A 16,880-nucleotide genomic window follows, 5' to 3' on the forward strand; every position below is an offset into this window, starting at 1 on the left:
GTGGTACGAAGGAAAAGAGAGGATGAATGGTGTGCTGGTTGCTTATCTGGTGATGTGCTTGATTTTCGGCACTACATTTCTAGCGATAAAGATTGGATTGGAAGAGGGGATGCCGCCGTTTTACTTTGCTGCGCTCCGTTTTTTCATCGCCGGAATTCTGCTTTTGTGTTGGTTGAAAGCCAAACAGGAGGCAAGAAAATATTCGTTTAAGCGTTATGCGGAAATTGCGCTGCTTGGTATTATGATGACCACAATTCCATTTGCGGCGCTGTACTGGGCTGAGCAGTATGTACATTCGGGGCTTGCCGCGCTGCTTGTGGCTACCGCACCCGTATTTGCGACCGTGTTCAGCGTGTGTGCCGGACAGATGCGCTACCGCTGGTATACGGGAAGCGGGCTTGTGCTGGGCATTATCGGCATTGCGCTCATTGTCGGGGTTTCTTCCGAAGCGTCGGCGGCGGAAGGAGGCCGTGCCTATCTCGGAAAGATAAGCATTGTGGCTGCAGAATTCTTTTATGCATGGGGAGCTATCCGTGCTAAAAAGCTGATGGAAGAGGTACCGCCGCTTGCCTTTAATGCGTGGCAGATGGTATTTGCCAGTCTGGGCCTGTTCTCGCTTTCCTTCTTGTTTGAAGATGTTGCCCGTGCCTCCTATACGCTGTCTTCTATCGTCTCCCTTCTGTATCTGGCGATTGTGGCGTCGATTGCGGCCAGCGGTATTTACTACTGGCTGGTACGGGAAACGAACGCCGTATTTCCGACTACATGGACGTACGTCTCGCCTGTCATTGCCCTGCTTGCCGGTGTATTGTTTTTAAGGGAAACCGTTTCTTTAGCTCAATTGGCAGGTGGCGTTGGAGTACTGGTGGGGATTATTCTGCTGAACTTGGACACATGGAAAAAGATACTGCATAAAAGAGGAGAAAAACGGGTATTCATTCAATGAGTGCAAATTCATTGCATTTTGACTGGTCGATTTATGTGTTGAACTGATAGGCGTAATTTAAGGTGAGCTTAAGAAAAAGGGCTTCCGGAATATGATATAATGGCGGAAAACCGCGTCGTGCAACGGATTGAGGTGATGGATATGTTAACGATGCCGGACATGGACGGTTTTGAAGTGTGCAGGCGTCTGCGTGACATTACAGTAGCGCCGATTCTTTTCCTGTCTGCGAAAAACGAAGATACGGATAAGATACTTGGCCTTGGCCTCGGAGGAGATGATTACATAACCAAGCCGTTCAGCCCGAAAGAAGTGGCTTACCGGATGAAGGCATATTTTCGGCGCCATCAGTATTTTCAGTGTAAGGAAAACATGTATCTATAGGTTCGGCGATATCGAAATTGACGAAAAGCGTGGCGAGGTTCACAAGGCAGGCAAGGCCGTGGCGCTGATGGCAAAAGAATAGCAACTGCTGCTATTCCTTGCGCGTCATCCAAACCAAATCTTCAGCAAAAGAAAGCTATACGAAGCCGTATGGGAAGAAGAATACCTGGGATACGATAACACGATTATGGTTCATATGCGGCACCTGCGCGAGAAGCTTGAAGATAATCCGTCTGTGCCAGTGTACCTTCTAACAGTACGAGGACTCGGCTATAAGCTGCGGAATGGGGGAGCCGGCACGTGAAGTGGAAGATGACCGGGCTTTTTCTTGTTCCGCTCGCGCTCATGACGGTCGCGTTTACATTTATTAATTTCGCGGCCGCTTCTTATTTTCTAGCGGGTGGCGAACAGCCCGAGAAATTGGGGAGTTCGCCTTTTTTCTCGTACTCTGAATATACTCGCAATTTTTAGCGGTATATTATATTCGCAGACGGCAAGCCGGGACTTTCAGTTGAAGGACAGGCGCAGCTTGCACAGAAGCAGGCATGGATACAGATTCTCGATGAAAATGGGAATGAAGTTTATTCTCTTAATAAACCGAAAGACGCCCCGGTTCATTATACGCCGGGTGAATTGGTGCATTACTACAGGTATGATAATGCGATTAAGAATTCTACATTGTTCGTCAGTTGGCTGAACCATGAAGACGTAAAATGGACGTATATAATTGGGTATCCGCTTATGCGCATCGCCAAGTATATCGTATATTTCAGCCCGCTGCGAATCATGAACTTCTGGCAGGAGGGCATTCTGGCTGTACTGGGCCTGACGCTGCTTATGGTTCTTACCCTTGGATACTTTTTCGGACGTAAGCTGACAAAACCTCTCGTGGAGATTATCAATGGAATTAAAGCGCTGGCTCAAGGGCATTACACGATCAGGCATGAGATGCGGGGGCCATATAGAGATGTACATCATAGCTTGAATCAATTAGCTGAAGCGCTTCAGTCCGGGGAAGTGCAGCGTGCCCGTATGGAAAAAATGCGGGAAGAGTGGGTGACCAATCTATCACACGATCTCAAAACGCCGCTCTCTTCCATTAAAGGATATGGGGAAGTGCTGGCGGACCCTGATTATGAGATTGAATTCGCCGAACGGAGGAAGTATGCGGAGATTATCGTCGGCAAGACGCACTACATGGAGAAACTGCTGGATGATTTGCGTCTGACATACCAGTTAAAGAACCATCTCTTGCCGCTGAATAAGCAGGAAGGCAACCTGGTAGAGGCGATACGTGAAATTATCATCGATTTGCTAAATGATCCGCAATATGGACAGCGGGATGTGGAGTTTATTCCCGAGAAAGAACAAATCTTTCTAGCGTTTGATAGAGGATTTTTGATTCGAGCGTTTACGAACTTTATCTATAACGCGGTGATTCATAATCCGCCGGAGACGAAAATCAGGGTGTATATAGCGGAACAGGCGGAAGCGATAGATGTCATCATAGAAGACGACGGACAGGGGATTGGAGAGGACGAGATTGAGAAGCTATTCACCCGGTACTACAGGGGAACGAGCACGAATGAACGTCACCAGGACTCCGGACTCGGCATGGCAATTGCCAGGCAGATTATTGAGGCGCACGGAGGTGATATTGAAGTAACGAGCAGAATAGGAGAGGGAACACGAGTCCGTATCCTTTTCTTACGTATAGAAAAAGAACCGCCAGGACGATAAGCTCAGTGTTCTGGCGGTTCTTTTTATGCTGCGCAAGGTGCCTATTTGTTCATATACGGGGTGAGGAACTGCTTGACCATTTCCTGTATTTGCGGCGAGAGTCGGTTGTACATCTCTAACATTTCAGGTGTTATGGTGAAGTCTTTATTGTTCTCGAGAAACTCTTTCGCATTTTTGGACATTGCTTCGAACAGTATCATCTGCTCTTTTTCCGGTAACTGTAATGCCTGTTCGAACATCTGCTTAAACATCTTCATTTGCTCTTCCGTCATTGTTTACCCTCATTTCTTAATATAAGTAGTGCATTCTCTATTATACCTTGGAAATGCAAACGATAAAATTATTGTCGGTATAACATAAAGCTCTTTATTCATTTCGTACTGCGGCTGAATCTGGTTGTTCAGACGCTTCGTATCCTTTTATGTTTTTATAATTCAAAACCAGTACTTCGTCGACTTTGCCGCGTCCGGTTCCTTTCGAGTTAATGTTTCTTCTGGCATGGATGGTGCAGACGTTAAATTCCTGGTAGATATTGCGGATAAAGTCTGTTGAAGAATTCGACAGCATAACGAAGCAGCCGCGGTCGCTCAATTGCCGGTAGACATCCCGTAGGCGGAGCTGGTCGTCCCTTGTGAACCCATCCGTTGCATAGGCGGTAAACGCCGCCGTTTCGCTTACCGGATCGTACGGCGGATCGAAATAGACAAAGTCGCCCGTCTGCGCGTGCTCAAGTACCTGTTCGGAAAAATCCCCCGCGGACATGATGATATCGTTGGAACGTAAATAGCCGGAGATAGCCCGGATGGCGTCTTCCTGTACGATGTCAGGATTCTTATATTTTCCGAATGGCACATTGAAGTATCCCTTCGAATTCACTCTGTGAAGTCCGTTAAAGCACGTCCGATTCAAAAAAATCATGCGCGCCGATTTCTGCGCATCCGAAAGCGAAGAAAATTCCGGAGAGCGATCCCAGGCCCGCACTTCATAGAAATACTCCGATTCATTCCGGTGCTCTCGAAGCTGCTCTATGAGCGCTTCCGGCTGCTCCTTAATCGTGCGATATAGCCGCATCAATTCGGCATTCACATCGTTAATGTATGCCCGTCGGGGTGCGAAGTGAAACAATACCGCACCGCCTCCCAAGAACGGTTCAAAGTATGCATGCTCGTTCAATTCGTAGTCAGCGGGCATATGCGCCGCGATATCGGCAAGCAACTGCCGTTTTCCCCCGGCCCATTTTAACACGGGCCGCAAATCTTCTTTTCTGTACATGCTTCACACCCCGTATTCGTATGCTTCTATTCTACCACGACGAAAAAGCAAACACATATTCCTTTTCATGTGCTGAAGGAAAGCGAAATTAATCCAGAATTAAGGAAGGCTGAAAGGGAGGTTAAGGAAAGGAAACTACAATGAAGATAAATCGACAATACAGATGGGAGAATGAAGATGAGTTCACTTGTGATTGAAACGGATAATCTGACCAAGACATTTAAAGGATTTACACCGGTTGATAGCCTCTCGCTCAATGTAAAGAAGGGGGAGATATACGGCTTTCTCGGACCGAATGGGGCAGGAAAAACGACGACCATCCGGATGCTGCTCGGACTCATTCGTCCAACAAAAGGCGAAGTGCGAATCTTTGATAAGTCGCTTGCCCATCACCGAATCGAAATCGCAAAAAAAGTGGGGTCGCTGGTAGAATCCCCTTCTTACTACGGACATTTGACCGGATATGAGAATCTGGAGATTACGCGCAAATTGCTGAATGCCGATCGCCAAGACATCGACAGGACGCTTGAGATTGTAAGGTTGACGGAATGGAAGCACAAAAAGGTAAAGCATTACTCGCTTGGCATGAAACAGCGGCTCGGCATCGCCCAGGCGCTGCTTGGAAGCCCGGAGTTGCTCATTCTTGATGAGCCAACCAATGGATTGGATCCGGCAGGAATCCATGAGATTCGCGATCTGATTGTGAGTCTTCCCGAGCGTATGGACATGACGGTGCTTGTTTCGAGCCATATTCTGCGGGAAGTTGAGTTAATCGCTGACCGGGTGGGCATTATCAGTCGGGGGAAGCTGCTGTTTGAAGGTGAGCTTGCAAAGCTTCAGGCGCGAAGCGAAGTGAAATTGAAGGTGGAAGTGGAGCGGCCGGATGAAGCGGCACGCTTGCTGTTCCATGCCGGATATCGCGCGCGGAAGAAGGAGCATGCATTATATGTGGAGGCGGACAGAAGTCTTGCAGCAGAAGTAAACAGGCATCTAGTGCTTGCAGGCCACGACGTGTTCCATATAAGCGAAGAGAGAAAGTCACTCGAAGATATTTTTCTTGAGCTGACGAAGGAGGCGGACAGTGTATGAGCCGGATGGCTGTTTTTACGACGGAGCTGTATAAACAGAAGAATGGTGTAATGTGGTGGCTCGTGTTTGGCGGGCCGTTGCTTATCGCCGCCCTCGTTTTCATCGACGTACGGGTTCGTTATGATTACCTTCTCACAAAGAGCGAACAGGCGGATTTAGGCCCCTGGGGAGTTATGTTGGGCGAGCTGGTTTATTTATGGGCGATGTTTATGCCGATAGGAATTACGCTCATTGCCGCGATTGTTCATTATCGGGAATTCAGCGAAAATGCGTGGAAACATTTGCTGAGTCTGCCGGTGACGCGGCGCAGCGTGTATCTATCCAAGTGGCTGCTAATTGTGCTATTCACATACTCCGCTGTCATTGTTCTTATGCTGGCCCTGTTTGCTATAGGCAAGCTGCTCGGATTTAGTGAGCCGTTTCCTTCTGATTTATACGGAGAGTATGTGCTCTATCAGGCTATCGGTGCCCTTGGCATTGTCAGCTTCCAGCATTGGATTAGCTCCCGTTTTCAGAATGTCATGGCGCCCATCGTCATAGGCGTGGGGCTAAGCGTGTGCGCGATTTTCCTCGGTCAATCGGAGGTGCTGAGTTTTTTTCCTCATGCGGTAATTTTATATGCTATACCGTTCGAAGATGTGGCGAATAATCGTCCCGTATGGAGCGGACTGATTGCAGGCCCCTTGCTGTTAGGGCTGGGCATGCTGGAATTTCGCAGGCGGGACATTGTATAGGAGGGAGAGAAAATGATGCGATTGCTTACTTCGGAATTAATGAAGCTGCGCCGTTCTGGCGTTGTCTGGATTGCTGTGCTTGCGCCGCTGTTTCTGGTACTGCAGGGCGTGGCGAATTTTATGCGCTATCGGGACAGTGCATTTGCAAACAGCAGGCGTACGGAATGGGAGATATTATATGAGCAATGCATAATTTTGTATCCTTCATTGCTGCTTCCGCTGGTGATTACGATTCTGATGGCACTCCTGGCGCGGATAGAACATGGACAGAATGGATGGAAGCAACTGCTGGCGTTACCGGTAACACGTGCACAAGTATATGTGTCTAAGTTGATAATAGCCTGCCTGCTTGTTTTTTTAAACTTAAGTGTATTAAGTGCAGGTACACTCTTGGCAGGTCTCGCTGTAGGGGCCGAAGGAGCGGTTCCGTATGGATTGCTTTTGGGTCGGGGTCTGCTCGCATTTATCGCGGTACTGCCGGTGGTGGCGGTGCAATTCGTATTAAGCTTTCGTTTCTCGCATGCTGGCGTGCCGCTGGCGCTTGGGACCGGCCTGGCCGCGCCCACAATCTTTGCAGCGAATTCGGAGCACTTCTGGATATACTATCCATGGACGTATCCGGTAATGACTTACTTTGGACCTTCAATGGAAAAATTTGAACAGGACACGGTTATGTACGGGATAGCGGCTGCTTTGTTTGCACTTTTCCTTTTGCTTGGATTTAGAGAGTTTAGAAAACGGGATATGATGTAGAAAAAATTGAACCAGCCTGTATGAACGTACAGGCTGGTTGGAAGGGAGGAGGGAAGGTTACGCACAATCTCCGCCGGTGCGAAGCGGCTTTGCTGTAATAGGAGGAAGATGAGACTGCCTTCTCCTATTACTATATTCAATTGTGAAGAAATTGTATGGACAAGGACCTGTTTTTTCAGGAAAATTAGCGTCTATTTTTCCGCCTCGTACGCTTTTTTCACCAGATCGAACAGGTAGGCGCTGCCGCCGCGGTCCGGATGCAGTACTTTCATCAAATGACGGTACCGTTTCTTTACTTCTTCGTCTGAGGCGTTCTCGTTTACGCCGAGCAATTGGCGTATATTCTGTGAGTTTGCTGCTTCGGCAGAGAGCGTGCGGCGCGAAGAAGAGGAGCTATCGCTATACATCCGGCTGTAGGCATTTTTATCGCGAAAACGAGGAGCCTGTTCATGCAGCGCTTGCAGTCGTTTTCGGTATCCGGTCAGTGATTCCGACAGCTTCTGCTCATCTTTCGGCAGTTTATTTTCAAAGAAGCGGTATTCAAAATCCTCATACATTAGCTCTTCGTATAAATCCATTAAATCGTTATACTTTATAATCGCATCACGGACTTTGTCAGCCTGCTTATATAATCGCAGTACTTCCAACACGGCCCACTCAGGCATGTCGAATGAGAAGGCGAGCAGTACTTTGCTCTCATGATTTTTTGGCACAGGATGGTCACGCAGGAAATCAAACAGTCTTTCCTGTGCTTTCGGCATTAATTTTCTCCCGACTTCTACCGCAAAATCCAGGCGGATAAGCCCGTCTTCCAAGCGCCGCCGCCAGATGGGAAGCAGATTTTCAACAGCCTGTACCACGCTGATTAAATAGGCATCCGTTACTGTCACGCTTGTTCGCTCCGGATGCTGGCGGAGTTCATGATGTTCTCTACACATAGGTTTCTCCTTGTCTGAATGAAATCGCGAATTTTTCACCTAAGACGATAGCACAAAAAAGATGACAATGAAATACAGTAAGTAATATACCATCTTAAGAAAAAACACTTGCATTTTTTGCCCTTACGCAAAATAATTTATATAGGGAAAGTAGCGTAGAAGCAATGTTTTTTTACGAGAAAAGTTGCGTTAGGTAAAATATTTGGCTGTAAGACAAGATTTGGAAGGAGTCGGAGGTGATTGGATGACTGAGAAGAGACAAACGGCGATTCCTTTATCTGAGCTGGCGCCTGGCGGCAGAGCGAAAGTACTGGAGTTATCCGCTGAAGGACTGGTACGCCGCCGTCTGCTGGACTTAGGAGTTGTACCGCAGACGATCGTGGAAGTCATACTGCGCAGCCCAATCGGAGACCCGACAGCGTACCGGATACGCGGAACGACCATCGGGCTACGCAGGGAAGACGCGAGAAGGATTATGGTTGAACCACTTTGAAATAAGGAGGAAAACCGATGAAGAGATTGTCCGCGGAGAAGAGAGTGGAACTTCTACAGCGCAAATTCGGGATTGAAGCCTCGGTAGAGCAGAAAGTTGTTGCGCTCGCCGGCAATCCGAATACCGGGAAGAGTACCGTGTTCAACGCGCTGACCGGCCTTAACCAGCATACCGGAAACTGGCCGGGAAAAACGGTAGGGAATGCGCAGGGGACGTTTATGCATAAAGGTCAACCTTTTCTTCTGGTTGATTTGCCGGGAACATATTCGCTGTTGCCGAATTCCGTGGATGAGCAGGTGGCCCGTGATTTTATCTGCTTTGGAAGGCCGGATGTAACGCTCGTCGTCGTAGATGCAACGGCGCTGGAGCGGAATTTGAATCTGGCACTGCAGGTTATGGAAATGACCGATCAGGTCGTACTGTGCGTAAATTTGATGGATGAGGCGAAGCGCAAAGGCATCACGGTAGATATAGAAGGACTTGCGCAAAAACTGGGGGTACCGGTGGTGGCGACGGCTGCGCGTCAGAGACAGGGCCTGAGCGAATTGAAAGATCGACTCTTTGATGTAGCTGCAGGCAAAGTCGTTCCGTCGCCACTCGTCTTGCGATACGACGAAGAAGTAGAGCAGGCGATTTGCGAACTGGAAGTCCAGCTTGCCCCGTTGCTAAAAGGAACGATGAAAGCACGCTGGGTAGCGCTGCGTCTGTTGGACGGAGATAGTACGCTGCTTGAGGATATTGAGAAGTATATGGCGGATGCCGAGTTACCGAAGCACACGCTGGGGAGGGAGGTGTCACCTTCATGGCCGCAAGCATAGAGAGAGAGGATATCCATCGTCTGCATGCCATTGCCCGTCAGGTACGGACGGAATACAAAAAGCCGATGCGGGATGGTATTGTGGAAAAAATTTATCAGCACTCGCAGAGCATTGCGGAAGAAGTTACGAGCAGATCGGAACGTAGGAGAATCGACTGGGACGGCAGGCTGGATGCGATTCTGACATCCCGTTATTTCGGATTTCCCATCATGCTGGCACTGCTGGGAGCGGTGTTCTGGGTAACGATTGCCGGAGCGAATGTGCCTTCCGGTCTGCTGGCGGACGGATTCGGCTGGCTGGAAGGGAAGTTGACGGATCTGTTCATGTGGGCAGGTGCTCCGGCATGGCTGCACGGTATCCTTGTGCTTGGACTATACCGCGGCGTCTCATGGGTTGTCTCAGTTATGCTGCCGCCGATGGCGATTTTCTTCCCGCTGTTTGCGCTGCTTGAAGACTTTGGATATTTGCCGCGTGTAGCGTTCAATTTGGACCGCCTGTTCAAGAAGGCAGGCGGCCACGGGAAGCAGTCGTTGACGATGGCGATGGGCTTCGGCTGTAATGCGGCGGGCATTATTTCCTGCCGGATTATCGAGTCGCCGCGTGAGCGGATGATTGCGATTCTGACGAACAATTTCGTTCCGTGCAACGGGCGGTGGCCGACGTTGATTTTGCTGTCATCGCTGTTCCTGGCCGGTGCGGTCGGCATAGGCGCAAACGTGACGGCGGCGGCTTTGATTGTGGTCGGCATGGTACTGTTCGGCATTATGATGACGCTGTTTGTCTCCTGGGCATTGTCTAAGACAATGCTGCGCGGCGTTCCGTCCCATTTCACGCTGGAGCTTCCGCCATACCGCAAGCCGCAGTTCGGACGCACCATCGTCCGTTCGGTGTATGACAAAACATTGTTTGTTCTGAAGCGTGCGGTCATTACCGCAGCACCTGCCGGTATCGTTATATGGCTTCTCGCTAACATTACGGTCGGCGATCAGCATGTGCTTGACCATATCGCGGGCTGGCTTACCCCGTTTGCTCATGCGATTGGACTGGACGGTTATATTCTGATGGCATTTCTGCTGGGACTTCCGGCAAATGAGATCGTCGTACCTATCTTAATTATGGGGTACATGGCGTCCGGAGCGATGGTGGAACTCGACGATATGAATGCGCTCAAGACATTGTTCTTGGAGCATGGCTGGACGTGGCTGACTGCATTAAATGTGATGCTGTTTTCGCTGCTTCATTATCCGTGCGGCACGACGATTTACACGATTGCTAAAGAGACAAAGAGTGTGAAGTGGACCGTGCTTGCGGCGCTGATTCCGCTGTCGATTGCGGTGGCAGTGTGCTTTATCGTAGCTCAAGTGGTTCGCTATTTTGGCTGGGTGTAAAGCGTTAGATTCAGCTATGTATGCGGCGTAGTAATGTGCGAAGAAAAAGGTGTTTGCCGAGTAGCCGGTAAACACCTTTTTCTTCGATAATAAGTCTAATGCCTTTTAATTACAAACTGGTCCTTAAGCATCGCCCAGTTTTGCGGGAAAGGTTCGCCAAGCACCCAGTAGGCCACTCCGCGTAATCCATAATCCTTCACCTGATTGAACTTCGCCTGCATGCTTTGTTCATTCTCAAACCAGACCACGTGTTTCTTTCCCTTGTCGTCCGTATAGTTGAACCAGGGCGCATGCGCTTTGTTGTCATATTTCACGTCTGCGCCCTTTTTAATTGCCAGATCGGCGGCTTCTTGCGGCGCTATTCTCTTCGCGAAAGGATTTCCCTTTTTATAAGGAAGTGTCCAGTCGTAGCCGTACAGCGGAGCCCCCATTATAATTTTTTGGCGGGGAATAACCGAGACGGCATAGTCGAGTACCTGGCGTACCTGCGGAATCGGAGCCACCGCCATCGGAGGACCGCCGGACCATCCCCATTCGTATGTCATTAAAATAACGAAATCAGCAAGTTCGCCATGTCTTTTGTAATCATGGGCTCCATGCCATGGTCCGGATTGCTCATCACTTGTCTTGGGAGCCAATGCCGTAGAAACGGCATATCCCGCTTTTCGCACCTGGGGAAAAATCGTTTCGAGAAAACCGTTATAAAGCTGACGATCCTTTGGTCGAATGTGTTCAAAGTCGATGTTTAAAGCTTTATAGCCTTTTGCATTCATTGTGTTAATTACATTTTTGATTAATCGCTTGGATACAGCCTTGTCTGTGAAGACACGATGAGCGATATCGGGAGAGAAATTTCCTTCCGCAAAATTCGTCAGCACCATCATTGGAGCCGCACCGGATTTTCGTGCTGCGGCAAGCGCCTTTTCGTCATTAATCGGAATCAGATTTCCGTCAGGTTTTACCCGATAGCTGAAAAAGGCGGCATAGGACAAGCTGTTTTTAGTGTCTTTTACGTCTGCAACGGCCTTGTTTGGTACAATCGGTTCGAGAAATCCGATTGTATCGATCGCCGTTTTTTTGTGGACGGTTTGCAATGGTGTAATTTCTTGAGGTTTACGGTTCGCCGTCTTAATCTGCTGCGTGCGCGGATGAGGATTCACTCCATTTTGCTGCTGTACGCGTGCTTGAGGCTTCGTCTCGTTTTTCGGATTGGCTGCCCCCTGCTTCTGATTGTTTCCGCCTCCGCCGCATCCTGTGAAGACCAGAGAGAGAGCAAGGATGAGGCCTGCTATTTTCTTCATCGTATTAACTCCTTTTTTTCCTATTTTTCCGGTGGCATAGAGAATTTATCCAAGAGACATGTATGCAATTTATGGAGTTTTTGTATGATGATTTAGCTGCTGTATGTAATTGTCTGCCGGTGGATGGGCATATATGTTATAAAAGAAAGCGTAATTTTTCTGAAAAATGATGAATAAGAAAGCGGTATTTTTGTAACGGCTCTTTTATTGCGGCAATACAGAATACATAGTATAATAACTCCTTGTTTACAAATCGTGATCATTCCGTTATACTAACTTTGGATAAATCGGAAATAATCTTATTTATGCTTGTAGAGCAGGAGGGGAACGAAGTGAAAGGGTATCATAAAATTTTGTACGGATTACTTACATTAAGTCTTATGCTTTCCATATTTCTAACAGGATGCGGGCAGGAAGGTGTCGAGGCGGGAAAAGGGGAAGACGGTAAGGTAGAAGTATATACGACGTTATTTCCTTTATATGACTTCGTACGAGCCATTGGCGGTGATCATGTAAAAGTGAATAGCCTGCTGCCGCCAGGCGCAGAAGCGCACGACTACGAGCCGTCCGCCAAAGATATCGGGAAAGTAAATGAAGCCAGGTTGTTTGTTTATAACGGAGCGGGCTACGAAGCATGGATTGACAATATGACGAAGAATTTGGATTCACAGAAAACGAAGGTAGTGGATGCGAGCCAGGGACTGCAGTTGGTGGAACCGGATGAACATGCCCATGAAGGTGAGCAGGTACATGAAGGAGAGCACAGCCACGAAGAGGAGGCTGCAAACATGGAAGAACACGGGCATGAAGATGAGCATGATCACGGCAAGTACGATCCGCATGTGTGGTTGAATCCTGTACTTGCCAAGCAGCAAGCGGCCAATATCAAAACAGCTCTGACCGAAGTGGACCCTGCGCACAAAGCCGATTATGAAGCGAACTACAATAAGCTGGCACAGCAACTGGATGTGCTGGACAAAGAATACAAAGACGCAGTAGCGAAAGCCAAAAAGAAGGAATTTATCGTCTCACACAAAGCATTTACGTACCTGGCCGGGCATTATGGATTGGAGCAGTTATCCGTCTCTGGACTCTCCCCTTCCCAGGAGCCGACACAGCAGCAGCTAAAACAATTGATTGAAACAGCTAAAGCGCATAATATTAAATATGTAGCGTTTGAAGGACTTGTTGAGAATAAAGTGGCCAAGACGGTGCAGCGTGAAACGGGGGCGGAAGCCGTGACGCTGTATACGCTTGAGAATGTAACAAAAGAACAATTTGATGCGGGCAAAACCTATACAGATATTATGAAAGACAATCTAACTACATTAAAAAAGGTGCTGGAAGTACAGTGAGTGACATCATTTTAGATGTGAAGCATATCTCCTATCGTTACGGGAGCAAGCCTGTGCTTGAAGATGTTTCCTTTCAACTGCACAAGGGTGAAATGATGGGACTTGTCGGACCGAATGGTTCCGGCAAGTCTACTTTGCTTAAAATCATCCTTGGCGCGATCCCGATGCAGGAAGGAAGTGTGGAATGGTTCGGGAAGCCGCTTCGTAAATTCGACCAATGGTCACGTATCGGCTACGTTTCACAAAAAGCGAATAGCTTTAATACAGGCTTTCCGGCGACCGTATTTGAAGTAGTGATGATGGGATTGACAGGAAAGATGGGATTGTTTCGTCGTCCCGGCAAAAGAGAGAAAGAGCGAGTGCAGGAAGCGATCGCGACAGTGGGAATGGGCGAATTCGGGAATCGGAACATCGGCCGCCTATCCGGCGGGCAACAGCAGCGCGTATTTATTGCGCGGGCGCTGGTCAGTGATCCGGACGTGCTGATTTTGGATGAACCGACCGTCGGTGTGGATGCACATTCGGAAGCGCAGTTTTATGAGCTGTTGAGGAAGTTGAATGAGGAGCGTCATATTTCCATGATTCTCGTCTCCCATGATATGGGTGCGGTTAGTACGAAAATGCATTCCATTGCCTGTTTAAATCATAGGCTTCATTTTCACGGGGGAGCGGAAGAGTTTGAGCGGATGCGTCCTGAAATTTTGCTGAGGTCATACGGGCATGACGTTCATGTTCTGCACCATGACCATTAGAAGGGATTTACGTAGTATGATAGAAGCGATTATGAATTATGCGTTCATGCAGCATGCGCTGCTTTCCGGGCTCATTATCGGTTTCGTGGCGCCGCTGATCGGTGTTTTTCTGGTGGTGCGGCGGATGTCGCTGATTGCGGATGCGTTATCGCATATTACACTGTCGGGTGTGGCGGCGGGGCTGCTATTGGCGCAGTATATACCTTTTTTTCAGAATGTAAGTCCGGTTTATGCCGGCATGGTGTTTTCGGTGGGTGGCGCGTTTATGGTGGATAAACTGCGTCAGGCGTACAAGTTCTATCAAGAGCTTGCGATTCCCATTATTCTCTCCACGGGGATCGGGCTTGGTGTTGTGCTGATTAGTCTGGCGAATGGATTTAATGTTGATTTGTTCGGTTATTTGTTCGGCAGCCTGCTGTCAGTGACGGAAGAAGATTTATGGCGCGTTGTGATTGCCAGTCTGCTGGTTATCGCGATCGTATGGCTGTTCTACAAAGAACTATTATATCTGTCGTTTGATGAAGAAGGCGCCCGCATTTCCGGTGTCCCGCGCAACTTGATTAATATCATATTCAGCGTGCTGGTGGCGCTGGTCATTAGCATCGCCATGCAAGTGGTTGGTATTCTGCTCGTTTCCGCACTGATTACGCTTCCGGTTGCAGCCGCGCTGCAGCTGGCAGACAGCTTCCGGCAAACATTTGTGTATGCTATTATTTTTGGAGAAATATCTGTGCTAAGCGGCCTCGTCATTGCATACACATTCGATTTAGCTTCAGGTGGCACGATCGTGCTCATTGCCGTTCTGCTGCTCATGTGTGTATTGGCCGTTAAACGGCTGCGCAACTCTCTGAATTAAAAAAAAGGCGGTGGACACCATGACCTTAGAGCAAGCTTTGCAGGTGCTCAAAGAGCACGGTTATAAGTATACGGGCAAGCGGGAAGAGATGATCCGTATTTTCGCCAAGGAGAAGCGGTATTTATCCGCACGGGACATGCTTGAGTATATGCAGAAGAAATATCCGGCGCTGAGTTTCGATACGGTGTATCGGAACCTAACGCTGTTTACCGATCTGGATATTCTGGAAGTGACTGAGCTTGGCGGAGAGCGGAAGTATCGGTTCCGCTGCTCGACCAGTGATCATCACCACCATCTGATTTGCTTATCCTGTGGGAAAACGCGCCACATCAAGTCGTGCCCGCTGGATGGAATGTTTGGCGAGCCGGAAGGATTTACGATTACCGGGCATAAGTTTGAAATATACGGATACTGCTCACATTGTGAAGAGCGGCAAGTGTGAAACCCCTTGATAGATAAGGGGTTTTTATTTTTTTTATTGACCACAGAACTCGAAAAAGGTGATTTGAACGCATTTTGACCACCTTTAGTATGCTAAAGCGACTTTTTTGTACTTTGCGGACGGCTCCTTCGCTTATCTTCTAACACTATCATCGTACCCCCTCTATCTCAAAATGGGGCGCCAATCTGCGGCCAAAATTACGCCAAGTGTACGCCATTCCTTACGCTGTTGCACCATCTTTAACTTCAAGATTTTCTATATATTCAACACCTAACTGAAGGATCTGTATTTTAAAGAGAGAAGTATTAGTCTCCTCTATGTTTAAGCTTATGAATCCACGTTTAGCTAAATATGTGTATGCCTGTAGTTCTGTTCGTGATTTAATGTTTATTATTACCTCCTTCCCCTGGCTTCGCACATGCTTTAGGTATATACCTCTCAATACTCCAAGCCTGTATTCCTGAGACTTAATCATCTGAACGCCTCCTTTTTTACCTATATTTTCTATTATTATATTTTAAATAATAATAATTATAAATAACTAATTATTCGACATTTTCTGCATATTGATCGGCTTTTTATATGCCATCTTTTTCAGCTCGTCCTTTTCATCATCGAAATGTATTAGCGATATTCATGGCATGCGGCTAAGCAACCGAATCAAAATTTTGAAGATAAACGGATGTAACAAACGGGCATCTATGCGTTTTCATAATCTAAAGTAGGGGGGATGAACATGACCATTACATGGGACTGGCTTAAACAAAAGAGCTTTCGACTGAATGATCCAAACCTGCACCCGACCGTTGCACAGCGGGCATGGGAAGTCGTATTCGAAGCGTGGAAACGTGGTATCTACGTATTAATTACGCAGGCATACCGTTCGATTGCGGAACAGAATGAATTGTATGCACAAGGCCGAACAAAGCCGGGGAAAATCGTGACGAACGCTAAAGGCGGTACCAGCTACCATAACTATGGACTGGCCGTTGACATGGCGCTCTATACTCCGGATGGGAAAAGCGTTGTGTGGGATACGGATACAGACTTCAATGAAAATCAAAAGAAAGATTGGATGGAAGTAGTGGCGCTTTTCAAAGCCAGAGGATTCAAGTGGGGAGGCGACTTTAAGTCGTTTAAGGACATGCCTCACTTTGAAATGACTTTTGGTTTTTCTATTGCGCAGCTGAAGGCTGGAGAGCGCCCGTCGCGCCCGTCTATGACCGTGCAGGTTCCGGAACCAATCATCATCGATAAGAAGGAGGAGAAATACACGATTCCAACAGCAAAGGCAGACAGAATCCTTGCTATTCTGCAGGCGCAGTGGCAGGAGAAGGACGGACAAATCAAACAGTATCAGGTGATGTGGCAGGCGGAGAACGCAAAGGCGGACAAGTGTCCCCAGAAGCTTGATGAATTCCATCGAGCAGCTGATGCACTGCGCAAAGAGCAACGGGAACTAGCCGAGCTGGCCGACGAGATTCGGAAGGCATCCGGACGGAAGGCGGTGAATGGATAATAGAACTTACAAATAGAATGTTGTTACTCTGCTTGTCACCTTAGTTAGGAGCCATAAAATTAACGCTTTAGCGGTATGAGGGAAAAGAGAGAAGAGAACGAGA

General features: G+C 48.1%; 18 protein-coding genes and 1 pseudogene. 14 read left to right on the forward strand and 5 right to left on the reverse strand.

What is annotated here, in order from left to right:
* From B2899_RS11515 to B2899_RS11530, 3 genes and pseudogenes are all read left to right on the forward strand, one after another.
* Positions 1 to 946, forward strand: a 946-nt coding sequence (locus tag B2899_RS11515; RefSeq protein ID WP_286885917.1) for a DMT family transporter, incomplete at its 5' end; no start/stop codon positions are given.
* 132 nt (positions 947 to 1,078) lie between these two features.
* Positions 1,079 to 1,631: pseudogene (locus B2899_RS18465) on the forward strand (response regulator transcription factor); the annotation flags it as partial.
* Positions 1,632 to 1,963: 332 nt separating this feature from the next.
* Complete coding sequence (locus B2899_RS11530; RefSeq protein WP_286885919.1) at positions 1,964 to 3,067, forward strand: sensor histidine kinase; 1,104 nt, start codon at positions 1,964 to 1,966, stop codon at positions 3,065 to 3,067.
* A 41-nt stretch (positions 3,068 to 3,108) separates the two neighbouring features.
* On the opposite strand, the gene B2899_RS11535 is transcribed toward B2899_RS11530, so the two are convergent.
* On the reverse strand, positions 3,109 to 3,339 hold the full coding sequence (locus B2899_RS11535) for a hypothetical protein (protein ID WP_146812128.1): 231 nt from the start codon (positions 3,337 to 3,339) through the stop codon (positions 3,109 to 3,111).
* A 94-nt stretch (positions 3,340 to 3,433) separates the two neighbouring features.
* Positions 3,434 to 4,339 carry a DNA adenine methylase gene (locus tag B2899_RS11540; protein ID WP_286885921.1) on the reverse strand — a complete coding sequence of 302 codons (906 nt, stop codon included), beginning with the start codon at positions 4,337 to 4,339 and terminating at the stop codon, positions 3,434 to 3,436.
* A gap of 177 nt (positions 4,340 to 4,516) precedes the next feature.
* On the opposite strand from B2899_RS11540, the gene B2899_RS11545 reads away from it, so the two are divergent.
* Genes B2899_RS11545 through B2899_RS11555 form a run of 3 tightly spaced genes read left to right on the forward strand, consistent with a single transcriptional unit; the run spans position 4,517 to position 6,915 of the window.
* Positions 4,517 to 5,428 (forward strand): ABC transporter ATP-binding protein, encoded by a 912-nt coding sequence (locus tag B2899_RS11545; RefSeq protein WP_286885923.1) that lies wholly within the window; start codon positions 4,517 to 4,519, stop codon positions 5,426 to 5,428.
* Positions 5,425 to 6,162: an ABC transporter permease gene (locus tag B2899_RS11550; protein WP_146812131.1), complete on the forward strand. Its 738-nt coding sequence runs from the start codon at positions 5,425 to 5,427 to the stop codon at positions 6,160 to 6,162. The genes B2899_RS11545 and B2899_RS11550 overlap by 4 nt, the downstream gene beginning before the upstream one ends.
* Before the next feature lie 12 nt (positions 6,163 to 6,174).
* Entirely contained in the window at positions 6,175 to 6,915 is a 741-nt protein-coding gene (locus B2899_RS11555; RefSeq protein WP_146812132.1) for an ABC transporter permease, read from the forward strand.
* Positions 6,916 to 7,106: 191 nt separating this feature from the next.
* Here the strand turns inward: B2899_RS11555 and B2899_RS11560 are convergent, their stop codons facing one another.
* A complete protein-coding gene (locus B2899_RS11560) occupies positions 7,107 to 7,853 on the reverse strand; it encodes a J domain-containing protein (RefSeq protein WP_286885925.1) in 747 nt (248 codons plus the stop codon).
* Positions 7,854 to 8,097: 244 nt separating this feature from the next.
* Between B2899_RS11560 and B2899_RS11565 the strand changes: the two genes are divergently transcribed.
* Genes B2899_RS11565 through B2899_RS11575 form a run of 3 tightly spaced genes read left to right on the forward strand, consistent with a single transcriptional unit; the run spans position 8,098 to position 10,552 of the window.
* Positions 8,098 to 8,346 (forward strand): FeoA family protein, encoded by a 249-nt coding sequence (locus B2899_RS11565; RefSeq protein ID WP_146812134.1) that lies wholly within the window; start codon positions 8,098 to 8,100, stop codon positions 8,344 to 8,346.
* Between the two features lie 17 nt (positions 8,347 to 8,363).
* Positions 8,364 to 9,164, forward strand: coding sequence for a FeoB small GTPase domain-containing protein (locus B2899_RS11570; protein ID WP_146812135.1), 801 nt, complete (start codon positions 8,364 to 8,366; stop codon positions 9,162 to 9,164).
* Positions 9,149 to 10,552 (forward strand): nucleoside recognition domain-containing protein, encoded by a 1,404-nt coding sequence (locus tag B2899_RS11575; protein ID WP_146812136.1) that lies wholly within the window; start codon positions 9,149 to 9,151, stop codon positions 10,550 to 10,552. Before B2899_RS11570 ends, B2899_RS11575 begins: the two co-directional genes overlap by 16 nt.
* Positions 10,553 to 10,647: 95 nt before the next feature.
* Here B2899_RS11575 and B2899_RS11580 read toward each other — a convergent pair whose 3' ends face one another.
* Complete coding sequence (locus tag B2899_RS11580) at positions 10,648 to 11,853, reverse strand: glycosyl hydrolase family 18 protein (protein ID WP_146812137.1); 1,206 nt, start codon at positions 11,851 to 11,853, stop codon at positions 10,648 to 10,650.
* 332 nt (positions 11,854 to 12,185) lie between these two features.
* On the opposite strand from B2899_RS11580, the gene B2899_RS11585 reads away from it, so the two are divergent.
* The 4 genes from B2899_RS11585 to B2899_RS11600 are packed head-to-tail and all read left to right on the forward strand — an operon-like array spanning position 12,186 to position 15,258.
* Positions 12,186 to 13,208, forward strand: a complete 1,023-nt coding sequence (locus B2899_RS11585; protein ID WP_286885931.1) for a metal ABC transporter substrate-binding protein — start codon at positions 12,186 to 12,188, stop codon at positions 13,206 to 13,208.
* Entirely contained in the window at positions 13,205 to 13,960 is a 756-nt protein-coding gene (locus B2899_RS11590; RefSeq protein ID WP_146812138.1) for a metal ABC transporter ATP-binding protein, read from the forward strand. Before B2899_RS11585 ends, B2899_RS11590 begins: the two co-directional genes overlap by 4 nt.
* 16 nt (positions 13,961 to 13,976) lie before the next feature.
* A complete protein-coding gene (locus tag B2899_RS11595) occupies positions 13,977 to 14,816 on the forward strand; it encodes a metal ABC transporter permease (protein ID WP_146812139.1) in 840 nt (279 codons plus the stop codon).
* A 19-nt stretch (positions 14,817 to 14,835) separates the two neighbouring features.
* The gene (locus B2899_RS11600) at positions 14,836 to 15,258 is read left to right on the forward strand and encodes a Fur family transcriptional regulator (protein WP_286885934.1); all 423 of its coding nucleotides are present in this window, start codon (positions 14,836 to 14,838) and stop codon (positions 15,256 to 15,258) included.
* Between the two features lie 220 nt (positions 15,259 to 15,478).
* On the opposite strand, the gene B2899_RS11605 is transcribed toward B2899_RS11600, so the two are convergent.
* Complete coding sequence (locus B2899_RS11605; RefSeq protein ID WP_286885937.1) at positions 15,479 to 15,733, reverse strand: hypothetical protein; 255 nt, start codon at positions 15,731 to 15,733, stop codon at positions 15,479 to 15,481.
* A gap of 261 nt (positions 15,734 to 15,994) precedes the next feature.
* On the opposite strand from B2899_RS11605, the gene B2899_RS11610 reads away from it, so the two are divergent.
* Positions 15,995 to 16,777, forward strand: a complete 783-nt coding sequence (locus B2899_RS11610; RefSeq protein ID WP_286885940.1) for a M15 family metallopeptidase — start codon at positions 15,995 to 15,997, stop codon at positions 16,775 to 16,777.
* Positions 16,778 to 16,880: the final 103 nt, after the last annotated feature.

Source organism: Aneurinibacillus sp. UBA3580 (genome assembly GCF_002375825.1).
In the GTDB taxonomy this organism is placed as follows: Bacteria; Bacillota; Bacilli; order Aneurinibacillales; family Aneurinibacillaceae; genus Aneurinibacillus; species Aneurinibacillus danicus.

Bases quoted from the DNA above. Each gene is read 5' to 3' on its own strand.
- B2899_RS11535 (WP_146812128.1), bottom strand. From the start codon at position 3,339: ATGACGGAAGAGCAAATGAAGATGTTTAAGCAGATGTTCGAACAGGCA.
- B2899_RS11540 (WP_286885921.1), bottom strand. From the start codon at position 4,339: ATGTACAGAAAAGAAGATTTGCGGCCCGTGTTAAAATGGGCCGGGGGA.
- B2899_RS11545 (WP_286885923.1), top strand. From the start codon at position 4,517: ATGAGTTCACTTGTGATTGAAACGGATAATCTGACCAAGACATTTAAA.
- B2899_RS11550 (WP_146812131.1), top strand. From the start codon at position 5,425: ATGAGCCGGATGGCTGTTTTTACGACGGAGCTGTATAAACAGAAGAAT.
- B2899_RS11555 (WP_146812132.1), top strand. From the start codon at position 6,175: ATGATGCGATTGCTTACTTCGGAATTAATGAAGCTGCGCCGTTCTGGC.
- B2899_RS11560 (WP_286885925.1), bottom strand. From the start codon at position 7,853: ATGTGTAGAGAACATCATGAACTCCGCCAGCATCCGGAGCGAACAAGC.
- B2899_RS11565 (WP_146812134.1), top strand. From the start codon at position 8,098: ATGACTGAGAAGAGACAAACGGCGATTCCTTTATCTGAGCTGGCGCCT.
- B2899_RS11570 (WP_146812135.1), top strand. From the start codon at position 8,364: ATGAAGAGATTGTCCGCGGAGAAGAGAGTGGAACTTCTACAGCGCAAA.
- B2899_RS11575 (WP_146812136.1), top strand. From the start codon at position 9,149: ATGGCCGCAAGCATAGAGAGAGAGGATATCCATCGTCTGCATGCCATT.
- B2899_RS11580 (WP_146812137.1), bottom strand. From the start codon at position 11,853: ATGAAGAAAATAGCAGGCCTCATCCTTGCTCTCTCTCTGGTCTTCACA.
- B2899_RS11595 (WP_146812139.1), top strand. From the start codon at position 13,977: ATGATAGAAGCGATTATGAATTATGCGTTCATGCAGCATGCGCTGCTT.
- B2899_RS11600 (WP_286885934.1), top strand. From the start codon at position 14,836: ATGACCTTAGAGCAAGCTTTGCAGGTGCTCAAAGAGCACGGTTATAAG.
- B2899_RS11605 (WP_286885937.1), bottom strand. From the start codon at position 15,733: ATGATTAAGTCTCAGGAATACAGGCTTGGAGTATTGAGAGGTATATAC.
- B2899_RS11610 (WP_286885940.1), top strand. From the start codon at position 15,995: ATGACCATTACATGGGACTGGCTTAAACAAAAGAGCTTTCGACTGAAT.